14 protein-coding genes are annotated in these 15,061 nt (G+C 72.3%); 2 read left to right on the top strand and 12 right to left on the bottom strand.

Annotated elements, in window-relative coordinates; genetic code table 11:
- The first annotated feature begins 10 nt into the window (after positions 1–10).
- Complete coding sequence (locus K7G60_RS17685) at positions 11–841, top strand: response regulator transcription factor (protein WP_374115641.1); 831 nt, start codon at positions 11–13, stop codon at positions 839–841.
- Between the two features lie 29 nt (positions 842–870).
- On the opposite strand, the gene K7G60_RS17680 is transcribed toward K7G60_RS17685, so the two are convergent.
- The 4 genes from K7G60_RS17680 to K7G60_RS17665 all read right to left on the bottom strand — a co-directional run bounded on the left by K7G60_RS17680 (position 871) and on the right by K7G60_RS17665 (position 6,576).
- Entirely contained in the window at positions 871–1,875 is a 1,005-nt protein-coding gene (locus K7G60_RS17680; RefSeq protein WP_225801885.1) for a beta-ketoacyl-ACP synthase III, read from the bottom strand.
- A gap of 314 nt (positions 1,876–2,189) precedes the next feature.
- Entirely contained in the window at positions 2,190–3,314 is a 1,125-nt protein-coding gene (locus K7G60_RS17675; RefSeq protein WP_225801884.1) for a DegT/DnrJ/EryC1/StrS aminotransferase family protein, read from the bottom strand.
- Between the two features lie 72 nt (positions 3,315–3,386).
- Complete coding sequence (locus tag K7G60_RS17670; protein ID WP_225801883.1) at positions 3,387–4,613, bottom strand: 3-deoxy-7-phosphoheptulonate synthase; 1,227 nt, start codon at positions 4,611–4,613, stop codon at positions 3,387–3,389.
- A gap of 364 nt (positions 4,614–4,977) precedes the next feature.
- Complete coding sequence (locus tag K7G60_RS17665; RefSeq protein ID WP_225801882.1) at positions 4,978–6,576, bottom strand: FAD-dependent monooxygenase; 1,599 nt, start codon at positions 6,574–6,576, stop codon at positions 4,978–4,980.
- A 198-nt stretch (positions 6,577–6,774) separates the two neighbouring features.
- On the opposite strand from K7G60_RS17665, the gene K7G60_RS17660 reads away from it, so the two are divergent.
- Positions 6,775–7,533, top strand: a complete 759-nt coding sequence (locus K7G60_RS17660; RefSeq protein WP_225801881.1) for a DUF6081 family protein — start codon at positions 6,775–6,777, stop codon at positions 7,531–7,533.
- Here K7G60_RS17660 and K7G60_RS17655 read toward each other — a convergent pair.
- The 8 genes from K7G60_RS17655 to K7G60_RS17620 form a co-directional block, all read right to left on the bottom strand.
- Complete coding sequence (locus K7G60_RS17655) at positions 7,526–8,227, bottom strand: SDR family oxidoreductase (protein WP_225801880.1); 702 nt, start codon at positions 8,225–8,227, stop codon at positions 7,526–7,528. The two genes, K7G60_RS17660 and K7G60_RS17655, sit on opposite strands and share 8 nt — an antisense overlap.
- A 52-nt stretch (positions 8,228–8,279) precedes the next feature.
- Positions 8,280–8,918, bottom strand: coding sequence for an isochorismatase family protein (locus K7G60_RS17650; RefSeq protein ID WP_308081408.1), 639 nt, complete (start codon positions 8,916–8,918; stop codon positions 8,280–8,282).
- Positions 8,919–8,952: 34 nt separating this feature from the next.
- Positions 8,953–9,738: a 2,3-dihydro-2,3-dihydroxybenzoate dehydrogenase gene (locus K7G60_RS17645; protein ID WP_225801879.1), complete on the bottom strand. Its 786-nt coding sequence runs from the start codon at positions 9,736–9,738 to the stop codon at positions 8,953–8,955.
- Between the two features lie 2 nt (positions 9,739–9,740).
- Positions 9,741–10,928 carry an FAD-dependent monooxygenase gene (locus tag K7G60_RS17640; protein WP_225801878.1) on the bottom strand — a complete coding sequence of 396 codons (1,188 nt, stop codon included), beginning with the start codon at positions 10,926–10,928 and terminating at the stop codon, positions 9,741–9,743.
- A 10-nt stretch (positions 10,929–10,938) separates the two neighbouring features.
- On the bottom strand, positions 10,939–12,255 hold the full coding sequence (locus tag K7G60_RS17635; protein ID WP_225801877.1) for a phenylacetate--CoA ligase family protein: 1,317 nt from the start codon (positions 12,253–12,255) through the stop codon (positions 10,939–10,941).
- Complete coding sequence (locus K7G60_RS17630) at positions 12,252–13,022, bottom strand: amidohydrolase family protein (RefSeq protein ID WP_225801876.1); 771 nt, start codon at positions 13,020–13,022, stop codon at positions 12,252–12,254. The genes K7G60_RS17635 and K7G60_RS17630 overlap by 4 nt, the downstream gene beginning before the upstream one ends.
- Positions 13,023–13,048: 26 nt before the next feature.
- Positions 13,049–14,152 carry a 3-dehydroquinate synthase II gene (locus K7G60_RS17625; RefSeq protein WP_225801875.1) on the bottom strand — a complete coding sequence of 368 codons (1,104 nt, stop codon included), beginning with the start codon at positions 14,150–14,152 and terminating at the stop codon, positions 13,049–13,051.
- 89 nt (positions 14,153–14,241) lie between these two features.
- Positions 14,242–15,027 carry a 2-amino-3,7-dideoxy-D-threo-hept-6-ulosonate synthase gene (locus K7G60_RS17620; protein ID WP_308081403.1) on the bottom strand — a complete coding sequence of 262 codons (786 nt, stop codon included), beginning with the start codon at positions 15,025–15,027 and terminating at the stop codon, positions 14,242–14,244.
- Between the last annotated feature and the right edge of the window lie 34 nt (positions 15,028–15,061).

Raw genomic sequence — 15,061 nt, 5'->3', positions numbered from 1 at the left:
AGGGGGAAGCGTGAACACTGTCGGCAATCGTCCACACCTGACGCTGACGGGCGACGGGCCCGAACGCCATCGGCCGGAGCAGCCGGAACACCCGTGGGCCTTCACCGCGGAGCACGTCGCACGGTCGGCCGTCGCCTGGCGCATCCTCGTGGTGGACGGCGACGCGGCGTGCGCGGACGCGCTGGTGAAGAACCTGCTGCGGCAGGGGCACGAGGCGGAGCGGGTCGCCACGGGCATGGCCGCCCTGGACTCGTACGGGCGCGCCCACATGGTCCTCATGGATCTCGACCTGCCCGATCTCGACGGTCTCGAGATCTGCCGGCGCATCCGCGCCGACAGCGCCGTCCCCCTCATCGCCGTCACCGGACGCGGCAGCGAACTCGACCGGGTCCTGGGCCTGCAGGCCGGAGCCGACGACTACCTCGTCAAGCCGTACGGCTTCCGCGAGCTCATGGCGCGCATCGAAGCCGTGATGCGCCGCAGCCGGGGCCACACGCCACCGGCGACCCCGTCGGTGATCTCGCACGGGCCCCTGCTCATCGACGTGTCCGCGCGTCAGGTCAGGCTGGACGGCCGCCCCGTCGACCTGACCCGCAAGGAGTTCGACCTGGTGCGCCTTCTCGCCTCGCAGCCCGACGCCGTCGTGCCGCGGAAGCGGATCATGCAGGAGGTGTGGGGCGGCGCTTGGTCTCGGCGGACCGTCGACACCCACATCAGCAGCATCCGCAGCAAGCTCGGCTCCCCCGGATGGATCATGACCGTGCGCGGCGTCGGCTTCCAGCTGGGCCGGTACGGCGCCGCGTACGCCGAACCGGAGTCCGGCGCCGCGTCGGAGGGTTGACGTCCCTGCTGCGCCGAGCGGCGGGCCGGCTACGGAAGGACGGCGACGGTCGCCGCGTAGCACAGGCCCGCCCCGTACCCCACGAGCAGGGCGAGGTCTCCGCTCCGGGCCTGCCCCGACGCCAGCACCGCTTCCAGGGCGAGCGGGATGGAGGCGCCCGAGGTGTTGCCGGCCGTCACGATGTCCTTGGCGACGACGGTGCTCTCCGGCAGGCCGATGCGCTTCGCGATCGTGTCGATGATGCGGACGTTCGCCTGGTGCGGAATGAAGACGTCCAGGTCGGACGCCGTCACTCCCGCGGCCGCCAGCGCCTGCTTCGAGACCTCCGCCATCTCGTAGGCGGCCCAGCGGAACACCCGCTGGCCCTCCTGCCGCAGATACGGGAACTCGTGCTCGTCGGCGCCGTTCCTGAGCGCGTCCCACGGAACGCTCTGCTCGATCGCGTCCGCCTGGGACCCGTCCGCGCCCCAGACCGCCGGACCGAAGCCGGGGGTCCGGGCGGGCCCGATCACGACGGCGCCGGCACCGTCCCCGAAGATGCAGGCGGTGGAGCGGTCGCGCAGGTTCAGCAGGTCCGTCATCCGCTCCACGCCGACGACCAGGACGTGTCCGCCGCGACTGCGGACGGAGTCGGCCGCGAGCACGACGCCGTGGACGAAACCGGCGCAGCCCGCCGACACGTCGAAGGCCGCCGCTCCCTTGGCGTCGATCCGATGGGCTATCTCCGTCGCGATCGCCGGCGTCTGCTTGAGGTGGGTGAAGGTGGCGGCGATGACGCAGGTGATGTCCGCGGGGCTGAGACCCGCGGCCGCGACGGCCTTGAGGGCGGCCTGCTCCGCCATCACCCCCAGGGTCTCGTCCGGACCCGCCCACCGCCGGGTGACGATCCCGGTGCGGGAACGCACCCACTCGTCCGAGGAATCGATGAGTCGGCATGCCTCCTCGTTGTCGACGATCCGACGCGGGCGATACGCGCCCACACCCATGATCTGTGCGTAGGGGGCGCCTTCGGATGCGCTCAGTTCTCGGTTCACCGTGCTCCTCCACGAACGGTTTACTGAAGTTCTTCTTCGCGGGCCGGCTTGTCTTTACATTCTCATTCGCATTTCTGAAGCGGGCAAGATTCGAACATTCAGGTCGAGGTCAGGGAACGTCACTTTTATGCGCGGCGCCCGACGAATATCCGGGAAATGTCAGAAGAGCGTCAACTCTTCGACAAGTCGCGCGCCGACGCGTAGCCTGGAAAACCACTCCGTGTACCCGCACCTCGGCGGTGTCGCCCTCCTTGGCGCGACATGGGAATTCCAGGGAAAAGTCCCCGGCCTCCGTATTTCCTGGCCATGCTTCTTCACCCGGAAGACGGGCGGGGCGGGTGGGCGCGCCCGTGGCCGCGCAGCGCCGTTCTCAGAGCGGCCGCGACGCGTTCGGCCTGGTCCGGGGTGAGTTCGGCGTGCATGGGGAGGGCGAGGTTGCGCCGGGAGAGGTCCGCCGAGACGGGGCAGGCGTGCTTCGTCTTCGCGTACACGGGCTGCAGATGGGTCGCCCACGCGCCGGGTCCGCAGCCGATGCCCCGCGCCCTCAGCTCGGCGGCGACCGCCGCGCGGTCCACACCGGGGTCCAGCGTCACCAGGTAGGACTGCCAGGCGTGGCAGCGGTTCTGCGGCACGTACGGCAGCGAGACGAGCTCGTCGTCCACGAGCAGGTCGGCGTAGCGCGCCGCGACGGCGCGCCGGCGCCGCAGCAGCTCGTTCGTCCGGGCCAGCTGTACCCGCAGGATCGCGGCGGCGACGTCGGACAGCGTGTGGTCGTGGCCGGTCCCGGTGAACTCCGGCTGGTCGGAGGGGTTCTCGATGCCGAGTGCCGCCCGGGTCCGCACGGTGGCGGCGAAGTCCGGATCGCACATGAGCAGTGCCCCCTGGTGGCCGTGGAAGGACAGGCGGGCCACCGGTGCGAGGGTGCCCGCTTCGCGTCCCTTGTAGCTCGCGCCCACCGCGCAGGCGGCGTCCTCGACGAGGAACAGACCGTGGCGGTCGGTGATCCACCTCAGCTCCGTGTAGTCGGCGGGCAGTCCGGCGGTGTCGGCCGCGATCACGCCCACCGTCCGGGGACCGATCAGATCCGCGACCGTCCACGGGTCCACGGTGGCCGTGTCGGAGCGTACGTCGGCGAAGACGGGGACGGCGCCGGCCCGGCGCACCGCGTGGGCGGGCACGGAGAACGCGTAGTCGGCGACGATCACTTCGTCGCCCGGCCCGACGCCGAGCCCGAGCAGGGCCAACCGGAGCGCATCCCCGCCGTCGTTCACCGCGACCGCCTCGCCGGTCCGGATCCGGAGGCGGCGGGCCAGCTCCGCCTCCAGCGCCCTTGCCTGCGGGCCCCGGCCCGCGGGTCGGCCGGAGGAGAACACCTCGGCGGCGGCGGCAAGTTCCCGCTCGCCCAGACTCGCGCACACCAGGGGAATCGATTCCGTCATCGCCGCCTCCTATGTCGAACGCGCTGCTTCCGGAGATGGATCCGGTCGGTGTGGCAACCCGGCGGGGCTCCTTCAGGAACGAACCGTCTCCGCTCCCTTGGCCCACGCCTCGATGAGCTCGGTGGCCTGGTCGGCGTTGAGCCTCGGATCGCACAGCGTGGTGTAGTGCCGCTGCAGTCCGTCCTCGTTCTCCACCGGTCCACCGATGCATTCCGTCACGTCGTCGGCCGCGACCTCGAGGTGGAGTCCGGCGGCGTGCTGCCCGAGCCCCTCGACGATGTCGCGGAACCTCAGCGCCTCGGTGATCACATCGGTGAGATGGCGTGTCTTGAGGCCGAAGCCGGTCTTCACCGTGTTGCCGTGCATGGGGTCGCTCAGCCACACCACCGGGTGCCCGGCGTTCGCCACCGCGCGGACGACGGGCGGCAGGGCCTGCTGGATGCGGTGATGGCCCATCCGCGGTATCAGGACGAGGCGGCCGGGCTCACGCCGCGGGTCGAGCGCCTCGCACACGCCCAGGACGTCGTCGATGCTCGCGGTCGGCCCGATCTTGCACCCCACGGGATTGACGACGGCGGAGAGCAGGGTGACGTGCGCCTGGTCCGGGCGGCGCGTCCGCTCCCCCACCCAGGGCAGATGGGTCGAGCCCAGGTACAGCTCGCCCGTGTCCGGGTCGCGGCGGACCAGCCGGGACTCGTAGTCGACGACCAGGGCCTCGTGGCTCGACCACGGTCCGTCGGTGGCCGGCGGCCGCCCGTCTCCCCGGCGGTGCGCCCGCATCGTCTGCTGCACGGCGGCGGCGGCCTCGTAGGCCCACACCATGCGCCGGGGGTCGGGCTGCCGCGTCTGCGGCACGGCGAGCTCGGAATTGATCATGTGCCCCCGGAACGAGGGGATCACCAGTTCGCCGTGGTTCTCGGTCGCCTGCGACCTGGGTTTGGCGAACTGTCCTCCCATCCGGCCGACCTGGATGACGCGCCGGCCGGTGAGCTCGCTGAACCGGCCTCCCAACCGGTCGATGACCTGGAGTTTCTGCGCCGTGTGTCGGGGCGTGCACTCGTAGAGGCTCTCCGCGCAGTCGCCCAGCTGGAGCAGGAGGGCGTCGGTCGTCAGCAGGTCCGCCAGCGACCACCGCAGCTGCCGGATCTCCGCGGCCGGCACCAGGGGCGGAGCCGATTCCAGGGTCCGGCAGGACGCGTCGTACGCGGCGTGGTCCCGCCACTCCGGTTGCTGTGCCGCCGGTCGGCCCTCCCACGGCCCGCCGTGGGTGACGTCCGCCGTAACGCCTGATGGCTGCATGTGTGCTCCTGTCGAGGATCAGCACCGCCCGGTGGAGGAGTGCGGATGGCGTGTCCCGGCGGCCGGCGCCCGCACATCACGTCTTCGCGCTGTGTGTGCGGGCGGCGAGGCCGGGTGAGGCAGGGCGACGGCGCGTGGTGAGCCGCCGTCGCCGGCGATCGTGTGTGCCGGGCGGGCCGGATCCGACGGCGATGGTCGGACAGGCCCTGGGCGTGCGTGCGGGCCGGGCGGGCCGGACCCGACGGGAACGGTCGGGCGGGCCCTGGGCGCGCGGACGGGTCCTAGGCGCGTCCGCGCGCCGTCGGGTCGCCGGCCGGAGGCCGGGGTGCGGCGCGGACGCGGGACGGGGCGGTGGTCGAAGGCCTCACCCGGCGCCCCTCACCCGCCGGATCACGGCGGCCGGGTCCGGGTGCGGCTCGTTCCCGCGCCAGGCCACGTGGTGGTCGGGCCGGAGGAGGACCAGGTCGCGTTCCCAGATCCGCCGGGCACCGGCGTCGGTGACCACGGTGTGGGCGACCGGCAGCCCCTGGGCGGCCGCCGCGTCGAGGAGGGGTCGCGCGCGGCCGTCGCCGGCGAAGTCGACCAGCGTGAAGGACGGTCCGAAGCGGTCGAGGATCGGCGTGCCGTCCTCGACGAGGAGACCGGGCGGGCGGCTTCCGGGCCAGGTCGTCGGCGTGTACTCCCGGGGGCTCCACGCGGGTTCGGGACCGTCCTCGTGGCAGATGACGGGCGAGTCGCGGTAGCGGTAGCCGAGTTCGATCCCCCGGTACTCGTTCTCGCCCCGCTCGGCGTCGAGGTGGGCGGCGACGGCTTCCGGCGGGGCGCCCTCGCGCAGGAGCGTTCCCGCCTTCAGGTGGACGCCGAGGTGCCGGTGCGAGGTGTGCATGTTGAGCAGGCCCACCGGGCGGCGTTCGTCGTGGTAGCTGTCCAGCAGCGCCGGGCCGCCGAAGCCCTTGACCAGGGCGGCGATCTTCCAGGCCGCGTCGATCGCGTCGCCGATGCCGGTGTTCATCCCATAGGCGCCGGTGGGGAACATGCGGTGGGCGGAGTCGCCGGCGAGGAGGACCCGTCCGGCGCGGTAGCGGTCCGCGATCATGAAGCCGGGTCGCCAGCGGGAGGTCAGCAGCACCTTGTCGATCTTCAGCTCGGTGCCCAGCGTCTCCAGCAGGAAGGCCTCCGGATCGGCCGGCGGGGTGTCGAACTCGGCCGGGTCCTGCCCGTTGACGTGGACCGTCCAGGTGTCCACCTCGTCCTGGGCGATGATGACGTACCGGAAGGCGAAGTAGTGCCAGAACCGGCCGTGCCGGTGCAGGGTGTCCAGGTCCCGGCTCTTGAAGTGCACCATGAAGGCGCCGGGCAGCCCGGGGACGTCGAAGCCCTCCTCGCCGATGCCCACGACGTCGCGGACCCGGCTCGACGCGCCGTCGCACCCGATCACGTACCGGGAGCGCAGCGGGACCTGCTCGTCGGTCATCGTGTCGACCAGGGTGCTGGTCACGCCCTCGTCGTCCTGGGTGAGCGTGTCGAACCGCAGGCCGCAGCGCAGCTCGACCAGGGGCTCGCGCCGGCAGTGCGCGCGCAGCACCGGCTCCAGCTCGATCTGGGAGATGCGCTGGCCCGGCTCGGCCGGCTGGGTGCCGTCGTTCCGCTCGGTGATGCGCCGCCGTTCCTCGGCCACCGAGGGAAGGTCCCAGGTGGTGATCGGCTCGCCGGCGAGGCCGGTCGACCAGATCACGTCGGCCCGGTGCTCGGGGGCGACGCCGGCCGCGCGGATGTCGTCGGCGATGCCGAGCCGGCGGAGGAACTCCATGCTGCGGCTGTTGACGTAGTCCAGCTTGGGATGGACGGAGGTCTCGACGCCCTGGTCGACGAGGACGCAGGGGACGCCCTGCCGGGCGAGCGCCAGGGCGGCGATCATCCCGATGGGGCCCGCGCCCACGATCAGTACCGGTACCGGCTCCACGATTGCCCCTCCAAGAGCGCTGGGTCGGTTCGAACCGCCCCACGTGGGGCGGTCAGTACGCAGTCTCGGTTCGAACTCCCGTACCGGCATGACCCATTCACGGGATTCCCGGGAGCGGTGAAGACATGGCGCGCGTCCCCGGCCGAACGGCGTGAACGGGTGATGGCCGGGGGCCGCGCCGGGAACGATGGTGGCGGCATGACGTCGCTGCCTCAGACCGAGTCACTGCCTCAGACCGATGCGTGGACGTACGACGACTTCACGCGCGCGGAACTCGACCCCGGCCGCTGGACGGTCATGTCGATCACCGGGGCCGACGGCGAACGGCACCAGTACCGGGACCGCAACGCCCGGATACGCACCGGAGACGGGCGACTGGAGCTGACCGTGAACCCGTTCACCCGGTTCCACGACAGGGACCCGCGGCAGAACAACGCCAAGCAGATGTACCGGTCGGTGCGGCGCTTCGCCGTGCCGCCGGCGGGCCGGCTGTCGTTCGAGGTCACGATGGGGGTGCGGACCTACGGTCAGGTCCCCTACGACCTGCTCGACGCCTTCGGCACCGTGAACGTCTTCGACATGGAGACCGGCGTCGTGCTCAACGCCGCCGCGACCAACGACACCGTGTACGCGGTGATCGAGCGCCTGGCGCTGCCGGGCGTGACCCAGCCGCACGAGCGCTTCATCCACCGGGTGGTGCTGGACGTGCCGACGGAGCCGGGACAGGAGCACCGGTACGCCATCGGCTACCGGGCCGACACGTCGGAGGCGGAGTTCCACGTCGACGGCCGGCTCGCCTACGGGACACGGCTTCCGGTAGCGGTGACGGGCTTCGAAGCCGGCATGGCCCTGTTCTCGGCCCGTGACCTCTCCCGCTACACGCGCGCGGAGCGGGAGCACGGACAGGGCGCGACCGGCTGGTGGGGGCCGTGGCGCGTCACGACCGACGTCAGATGAGCACTTCCCCGCCGTCGATGTTCAGGTTGATGCCGTTGATCGCCCGGTTCTCCAGCAGGAACCTGATCGCGTGGGTGCAGTCGCGCATCGTCACCGGCCGCTTGGAGAGCGCACGCGCCCCGGCGGCCTCGCGTGCGGCCGGCTTGTCGCTCCAGAACGGCGTGTCCGCGACGATGGCCGGGTGCAGGGCGTTGATCCGGATCGGCGAGAGTTCCACCGCCAGGGTCCGGACCAGCGCGCCGATGCCGCCGTTGGCGGTCGTCACGGACGTGGAGCCGGGGTAGGGCCGGTGGCTGGCCAGGCCGCCGATCAGGACGGCGGCGCTGTCGTCGGTCATCCGCGGGGCGAGGGCGTGCATCACCTCCGTGTAGCCGATGAGCTTCGCCGTCAGCAGCCGGATCGCGTCGGCCGGCCGGTACGCGCGCACCGTGTTGTGGTCCCGGTCGACCGCCGCGAGCACCAGCTGGTCGACGGGCCCCACGTCGGCCAGCGCGGCCGCGATCCCCTCCGGGTCGGCCAGCTCCAGGGCGATTCCGCGGGTCCGCCCGCCGATCTCGTGGGCGATGCTCTTGGTCCGCTCCTCCGAGCGGCCGGTGATGATCACGTCGTCACCCCGTTCGGCGCAGGACTGGGCGAAGTGCCGCCCGATTCCCGAGGTTCCGCCGATGACGACGACGTGCGTGCGGTCGGACATGCTGTGTTCCTCCATGGATGGGTGGGGGTCGGGCCGGGCCCGGGGGCCCGGCTCAGACCGTGAGCGCGGCCAGCGCGTCGGCCGCGGTCAGCGGCACCGCGCAGCGGTCCGCGGCGTAGCGGAGCGCCATGAGGTGGTCGTCGAGGGAGAGGTCGGCCAGGGCGTCCGCCACGAGGAACGGCTGGATGTCGCGGCTGAACGCGTCGCAGGCGGTGATGAGGCAGCCCATGTGCGCGTAGACGCCGCAGACGACGAGCTGGTCCCGTCCCGCGCTCCGCATCCGCTCCTCCAGATCGCTCCGGAAGAACGCGCTGTAGCGCCACTTGGTCAGCACCGTGTCGCCCTGTTCGGGGGCGACGTCGTCGACGATGCCGCGGTCGGCCTCGTCGGCCCCCATGCCGGGGCCCCAGAAGTCGTGCAGCAGCCCGCGGTCCCGGGGGCTCATCCCGCCGGGCTGCGCCGTGTACGTCACCGGCACTCCGGCCGTGCGGGCCGCGGCGAGCAGTTTGGCGACGTTGCCGACGAGTTCGGTCAGCGGCGACTGCCCGGCGGGGAACGGGCGGAGGAAGTACCGCTGCATGTCGTGCACCAGCACGACGGCGCGGTCCGGGTCCGGGCGCCAGGGCACCGCCGGGGTCGGCAGGTCGCCCTGGCCGGGCATGCGGTACGGCTTGATCGGGTTCATGGCCATGGTGGGTAGGTCTCCTGGGGTCCGTCGGCCGGCGTCACACGTGGAGGGCGGCGCCGCCGTCCACGTAGAGGTCGTGCATCGTCACGTGACCGGCCTGGTCGGACACGAGGTAGGCGACGGCCTCGGCCACGTCCTGCGGCCGGGCCAGCTTCCGCAGCGGGATGCCGACGCGGTACGCGCCCGGCGAGCCCTCGATCACCTGCCGGGTGTCGCCGCCCTCGCCGAGCATCGCGCGCAGCATGGGCGTGTCCGTCGAGCCGGGCGAGACGACGTTGCAGCGGATGCCGTGATCGGCGAGCTCCAGCCCCAGGCAGCGGGTGAACTGGGCGGACGCCGCCTTGGAGGCGGCGTAGGCGGACATCTCCGTGCGCGGCACGCCGGCGGCGTTGGACGCCACGGTCACGATCGCTCCGCGGCGGCGGCCGATCATCCGCCGGGCCACCGCGCGGGACATGTGGAACACCCCGCCGGCGTTGACCGAGAAGATCTCGTTCCACTGCCGGTCCGACAGGTCGACCACCCGGCCGGTGTGCAGCACGCCGGCCGCGTTGACGAGGATGCCGACGGGCCCCAGTTCGTCCTCGACGCGCCGCACGAGCGCGTCCACCGACTCGCTGTCGCACACGTCCGCCTCGTAGCCGCGGACGGTCGTGCCCTCGGCTTCGAGCTTGGTCACGACGGTGGTGAGCGCCTCGGGGTCGCGGTCCACGGCCGCGACACGGGCCCCCGCGCCCGCCAGGGTGGCCGCCACGGCGGCACCGATGCCTCGGGCCGCACCGGTGACCAGGGCGACCTTGGATTCGATTCCGGTCAGTTCCATCATCAACTCCTGCTGGTGGTGGCGGCCTGCTCGGCGTCGTATCCGAACAGCCACTCATGCCGCTCCAGACCCGAGGAGGTCTGTGCGGACGCGTCGCGACGGCGCTGTTCGGCTCCGTCGGTGAGGTGGAAGGTCGTCGCGTTGGCGCGGGACTGCTGCTGGATCCGGGCGGTGCGGGGCAGGCGGATCCGCTCGTAGCGGCGCAGGGCCGTGCCGAGGCCGCCCTTGCCCCCCTTCGCCAGGCAGACCGCGAGCACGACGGCGTCCTCGATCGCCTGGTTGGCGCCCTGCGCCTGGAAGGGCAGCATCGGATGCGCGGCGTCGCCGATGACGGTCACGCGTCCGGCGCTCAGCCGGTCGAGGCTCTCGCGGTCGTACAGCGCCCATCGGGTGACCGTCTCCGCCGCGCCGATCAGCCGGGTGACGTCCGGATGCCAGGCCTGGTACGCGGCGGCGAGCTCGGCGGGGTCGCCCTGCGTCGACCAGGACTCGTCGCGCCAGTCGGAGGCGGAGAGGGTGGCGCCGAAGCTCACCTGCCGGCCGGAGGACACCGGGTAGCTCACGCAGTGCTGGTCCGGTCCGAGCCACAGCCGCACCCGGGGGGCGGCGGTGAGGAAGGGCACCCGGTCGGCCGGGACCAGGCCCCGGAAGATCGTCTGCCCGGAGTACCGCGGCCGGTCGGCCATGATCTGCTCTCGGGTGACCGAGCGGATGCCGTCGGCCCCCACGACGAGTTCCGCCGTCACCGTCGTGCCGTCGGCCAGGTGCAGCCGTGCTTCCTCGGCGCTCTGCGTCACCGCGGTGATGCGGGCGCCGAGGTGCACCCGGTCGGGCGGGACGAGGGAGAGCAGGGCGTCGTGCAGATGGGCGCGGTGCACGGCGTAGTAAGGCGCCCCGAAGCGCCGGCGGACGAGGCCGCCCAGCTCCGTGTGCTGGAGCAGGCCGCCGTCGTCCCAGCGGCGCATCTCGATCGCCTGCGGCGCCACCGCGACGGTGCGCAGGCGGTCACGGAGCCCCAGCCGGTGCAGCAGCCTGGTGGCGTTGGGCGTGATCTGCACGCCCGCGCCCACCTCGGCCAGCTGCTCCGCCTGCTCGTAGAGGTGGCAGTCGATGCCGGCCCGGCGAAGGGCGAGGGCGAAGGCGAGGCCGGCGATTCCGGCCCCGGCCACGGCCACCCGTATCTGTGGCATGTCGTCCGCCTCAGTAGTAGAGGAGCGCTTTGCCCCAGTCCTCGTCGGGCCCGAACAGGCTGCGCGGTTTGACCACGTCGGGCATGGCCGTCAGCGCGTCGTGGGGGATCAGCGTGCCCGGGGGCAGGCCGGTGACCTCGCTGTCGACGCCGAAGGCGGCACGTATCGAGGCGGTCAGTTCCGCCACGGCGGCGGTCCGGTGCTCCTCGGCCACCTCGATCTCGACGCGCAGGGCCGCCGGTTCGGCCCGTGCCCGCCAGAACAGCACCCCGTAGGACTCCGGGAGGGAGAAGACGAGCTCCTCCAGCCGGTGCTGGGTGATCGTCGCGCCGCCGACCCGGTAGCCGAAGGCCGACCGGCCGAGCACCCGGACGGTGGGCAGGTTCCAGCCGCAGTCGCAGTCGTCGTAGGAGACCGACACGTTGTCCTCGAGGTTGTAGCGCAGCAGGGGCATCGCCTCGCGGAACAGCGGCGTGACCACGAGCTGGCCCTCGCCCTCCGTGCCGACCCCGCCGGTCTGCGGGTCGTACACCTCGAACAGCGCCCGGTCCGCCCACAGGTGCATCCGGCCGTTCGGGCACTCGCCGGCGAGGCTGCCGGTCTCGGTGGAGCCGTACTCCTCGATCACCGGCACCCCCCACAGCCGGCTGATGCGGCGGCGGCGGGCGTCGGTGAGCGGCTCGCCGCCGACGAACAGCGCGCGCAGCGAGGGGAAGTCGGTGTCCGGCCGGTGTCCGGCCGCGGTCGCCGCGACGGCCCAGATGAGGCATTCGGTGGGCACCGACCAGGTGAGCGTGACCCCGAGGTCGTGCATGGTGCGGACCACGCGGGCGTACGGCATGGCCAGCGACCGGTTGTCGCCGGGCACCACCGTGGCCCCGGTCAGCCGTCCCGCCGCGTGCGCGAGGTGCCCCGTCAGCAGCAGCGCGTACGGGGTGCGCACCAGGAAGACGTCCTCGTCGGACATCCCGATCCACTTGCGGGCGAAGCGCTCGGCGAGGTCGGTCCAGTCCTCCGCCGTGTAGTACGAGGGGGTCGGCCGGCCGGCGGTCCCGCTCGACTCGTGGTACGTGGCCAGGCGCGCCTTCGGGACGGCGAGCATCCCGAAGGGGTAGTTGTCCCGCAGGTCCTGCTTGGTCGTCAGCGGCAGGCCGGCGAGATCGGCGGCGGTGGCGGGCAGGGCCGCCGTGTCCAGCCGCCCGCGGTAGAACGGTGAGCGGGCGGCCCAGGACACCGTCTGCGACAGCTGCTTCTCCTGGATGCGCTGCAGCTCCTCCGGCCCGTGCCACTGGCCGAGCCGGGGCAGGCTCGAACTCGGGTCGTTCACGGTTTTCCCTCTCCTAGCAGTCGATGCGCGTTGTCCCAGGCGATCTGCCGCCACTGCTCGGGCGACAGCGGCAGCACCTGGAACTTGGCCAGCTCCACGGACGGGTGCTGGAGCGGGAACTCGGTGCCGAACACCACCCGTTCGGCGCCGAGGCGGCTCACCGCCGCCTCGGCCACGCACGTGTAGCCGCCCGAGGTCTCCAGCAGGATGTTGGGTTCGTCCCGGATCAGGGTGAGCGCGTGGAAGTCGATGTTGCCGATGCCGCTGTGCCCGAGGACGAAGCTCACCCGCGGGAACCGGCGTGCGAGGGCGACCAGGTCGGCCACCCCGGCACCGGGCCGGTCGATGCAGACCACGTACACCGGATGGTCGGACTCCGCCGCCACGGCGACGAGTCCGGCCACCCGGGCGTCGGCCAGGCCGACGCCGTGGACCGCGGGCGAGATCTCCAGGCCGCGGAATTCGGCGGCCCTGGCCCGGTACGCCTCGGGCGGGCGGTGCGGGTTGGCGAAGAAGAACGGCACCAGGCGCCCGTCGGTGCCCGCGCAGGCGGCCAGCACCGCGTCGTTGTCGGCGTCGGTCTCGACGTGTCCGCCCTCGACGAGCTGGCGGGACAGCCGGTCCAGGTCGATGGTGCCGCCCGCGCACACCACCGCCCGTGTCAGCCCGCACTCGTCGAGCGTCGCGAGGAGCCGCTCCGCGGCCCCGGGCCGGGGAGCGAGACGGACGTGGAAGTCCAGCACGGGCTGTGCGGCCGTCGCGGTCATCTCTCGCTCCCCTTCGTGCCCCTCGCTCACTTCTCGATGCAGAACTCGTCGATCGGGTAGCCGACGTGCCGCTGCTCGACCGGCAGGCAGCCGAGCACCTTCGTGCCCTCGGTCAGCTCCGTGACGTTCAGCACCTCGCCGCCCGGCCCGAGCACCCGGACGTGCCAGTCGTCCTGGACGATGAGGTTGACCTTCACGCCCGAGGGCGCGACCGCGTCGATCGCGAGCAGCGGCCGCGTCTCGATCTTGACCCGGCCCACGGTGACGATCCGGGACTTGCCCTTCGAGTCGACGGCCAGCACGCGGCCGCCGGAGCGGAGCTCGCTGAGGTAGTTGGTGCGCCCGTCGGCCGACAGCGTGTACGAGTGCAGCGCGCCGGCGTTGACCCGGAACGGCCGGGTCGGCATGTACGGGAGCGGGTGGGTCTCGCTGCAGCTCAGGATCATGCCGGTGGAGTGCGAGCCGACGAGGATGCCCTCGTCGAGCCGGAAGTTGGTGCAGGTGTCGACGCAGGCCCGCTCGCCCATCCCGACCCGGCGTATCCCGGTGACCGTCAGCTCCACCAGGTCGAGGTCGGCGGCCTGGCTGACCGCGGCGGCCTTCAGCTCGGTGGCCTCCCCCACCCGGCGCGGGGCGAGCATCACGCCCTCGGAGCCGTGCTCGAGGACGCCGAAGACGATCTCCGCCTCCTCGACGTCGGCCACCTGCGTGATGATGTTGCCGTCCGCCCCGGCCGCGGCGGCCAGCACGATCTCCAGCGGGATCTTGGTGGGGTCGCGGAAGTACAGCAGGCTCCACTTGTCGTGGCGCGCGGCGCGGCAGGCGTCCTCGAGGCTGTCGGCGTCCGTGATCTCCACGTAGCGGCCGAACTCCACGTCGGGGTACTGCTGGGCCAGCTCGGCGGGCTCCCCGTGCCGGGCGGGCTCGACGATGACGAGGTCGGCGGGCGCCAGCTTCTCGGGCAGCGGCTGGTTCTGCGGGAACAGGACCCTCTTCACCGTCGGGGGCAGCGTCTCCAGGTCCGCCGGATCGGCCGCCACGACGGCGTCCACCCGCTGGTGGACGGCCTCCTCGACGATGGCCTCCTTGGCCGCGGTGACGTTACGGATGTCCAGCCAGCACAGCTTCACAGATGTCTCCTCAGCGGAAGGTGGTGGAAAATCGCGGAAGTTCGCGGAAGTTCGCGGAAGTTCGCGGAAGTTCGCGGAAGTTCGGGGATTCAGGACAGGAGGGCGAGCCGGTCGTCGACGCCGTCCCGGTCCGGGAGGTGCGACGAGTCGTGGATCAGCCGCGCGATCGTGGCCGCCATCCAGCCGGGCCGGTCCGCCTGGAAGACGTTGCGTCCCATGGCCACGCCGACCGCGCCGCCGCGCAGGACGTCGGACACGTAGGACCGCACGGTGTCGGTGTCGGTCGAGCGCGGGCCGCCGGCCACGATGAGCGGGATCGGGCAGGCCCGGACCACTTCGGCCATCTGCTCGGGCGTTCCCGCGTAGTCGGTCTTGACGACGTCCGCGCCCAGGTCCGCGGCGAGCGTCGCGGCGTGCGCGACCAGATCCGGCGCCCGGGAGTCGCTGATGTGCGGTCCGCGGGCGTACACCATGGCCAGCAGGGGGACGTTCCAGCGTTCGCACTCCCCCGCCACGGCCGCCATGTCGGCGATCTGCCGTGCCTCCTGGGGCGACCCCATGTTGACGTGGACGCTGACCGCGTCGGCGCCCAGTCGCAGCGCCTCGTCCACCTCGGCGACGAGGTACTTCGCGTCCGGGTCGGGGGCGTGCCTGGTGCTCACGCTCAGGTGCACGATGAGCGCCATGTCTCGGAACCAGTCGTGGTTGATGTGGCGGAGGCTGCCCTTGTGCAGCACCACGGCGTCGACACCGGTGCCGGCTATCTCACCGAGCAGGGGGTCCAGATGGCCGTGGCGGAGCGGTCCGTCGGTGACGGAGTGATCGAGTGGTACGACGAACAGCCGCCCGTCGCCCTGTCGGAAGAGGCGCCGCAAGCGCAGACTCCGAGCGAACGGCGCGTTGTGTACA

The sequence above is a fragment of the Streptomyces sp. NK15101 genome (genome assembly GCF_020400725.1).
Lineage (GTDB): Bacteria > Actinomycetota > Actinomycetes > Streptomycetales > Streptomycetaceae > Streptomyces.
Note: the sequence above shows the minus strand (reverse complement) of the source record. Positions and strands in the feature narration are given on the sequence as shown.

What these genes read in the sequence shown, in the direction of transcription:
- K7G60_RS17675 (WP_225801884.1), bottom strand. Translation starts at nt 3,314, where the DNA reads ATGACGGAATCGATTCCCCTGGTGTGCGCGAGTCTGGGCGAGCGGGAA.
- K7G60_RS17670 (WP_225801883.1), bottom strand. Translation starts at nt 4,613, where the DNA reads ATGCAGCCATCAGGCGTTACGGCGGACGTCACCCACGGCGGGCCGTGG.
- K7G60_RS17660 (WP_225801881.1), top strand. Translation starts at nt 6,775, where the DNA reads ATGACGTCGCTGCCTCAGACCGAGTCACTGCCTCAGACCGATGCGTGG.
- K7G60_RS17655 (WP_225801880.1), bottom strand. Translation starts at nt 8,227, where the DNA reads ATGTCCGACCGCACGCACGTCGTCGTCATCGGCGGAACCTCGGGAATC.
- K7G60_RS17650 (WP_308081408.1), bottom strand. Translation starts at nt 8,918, where the DNA reads ATGGCCATGAACCCGATCAAGCCGTACCGCATGCCCGGCCAGGGCGAC.
- K7G60_RS17645 (WP_225801879.1), bottom strand. Translation starts at nt 9,738, where the DNA reads ATGGAACTGACCGGAATCGAATCCAAGGTCGCCCTGGTCACCGGTGCG.
- K7G60_RS17640 (WP_225801878.1), bottom strand. Translation starts at nt 10,928, where the DNA reads ATGCCACAGATACGGGTGGCCGTGGCCGGGGCCGGAATCGCCGGCCTC.
- K7G60_RS17630 (WP_225801876.1), bottom strand. Translation starts at nt 13,022, where the DNA reads ATGACCGCGACGGCCGCACAGCCCGTGCTGGACTTCCACGTCCGTCTC.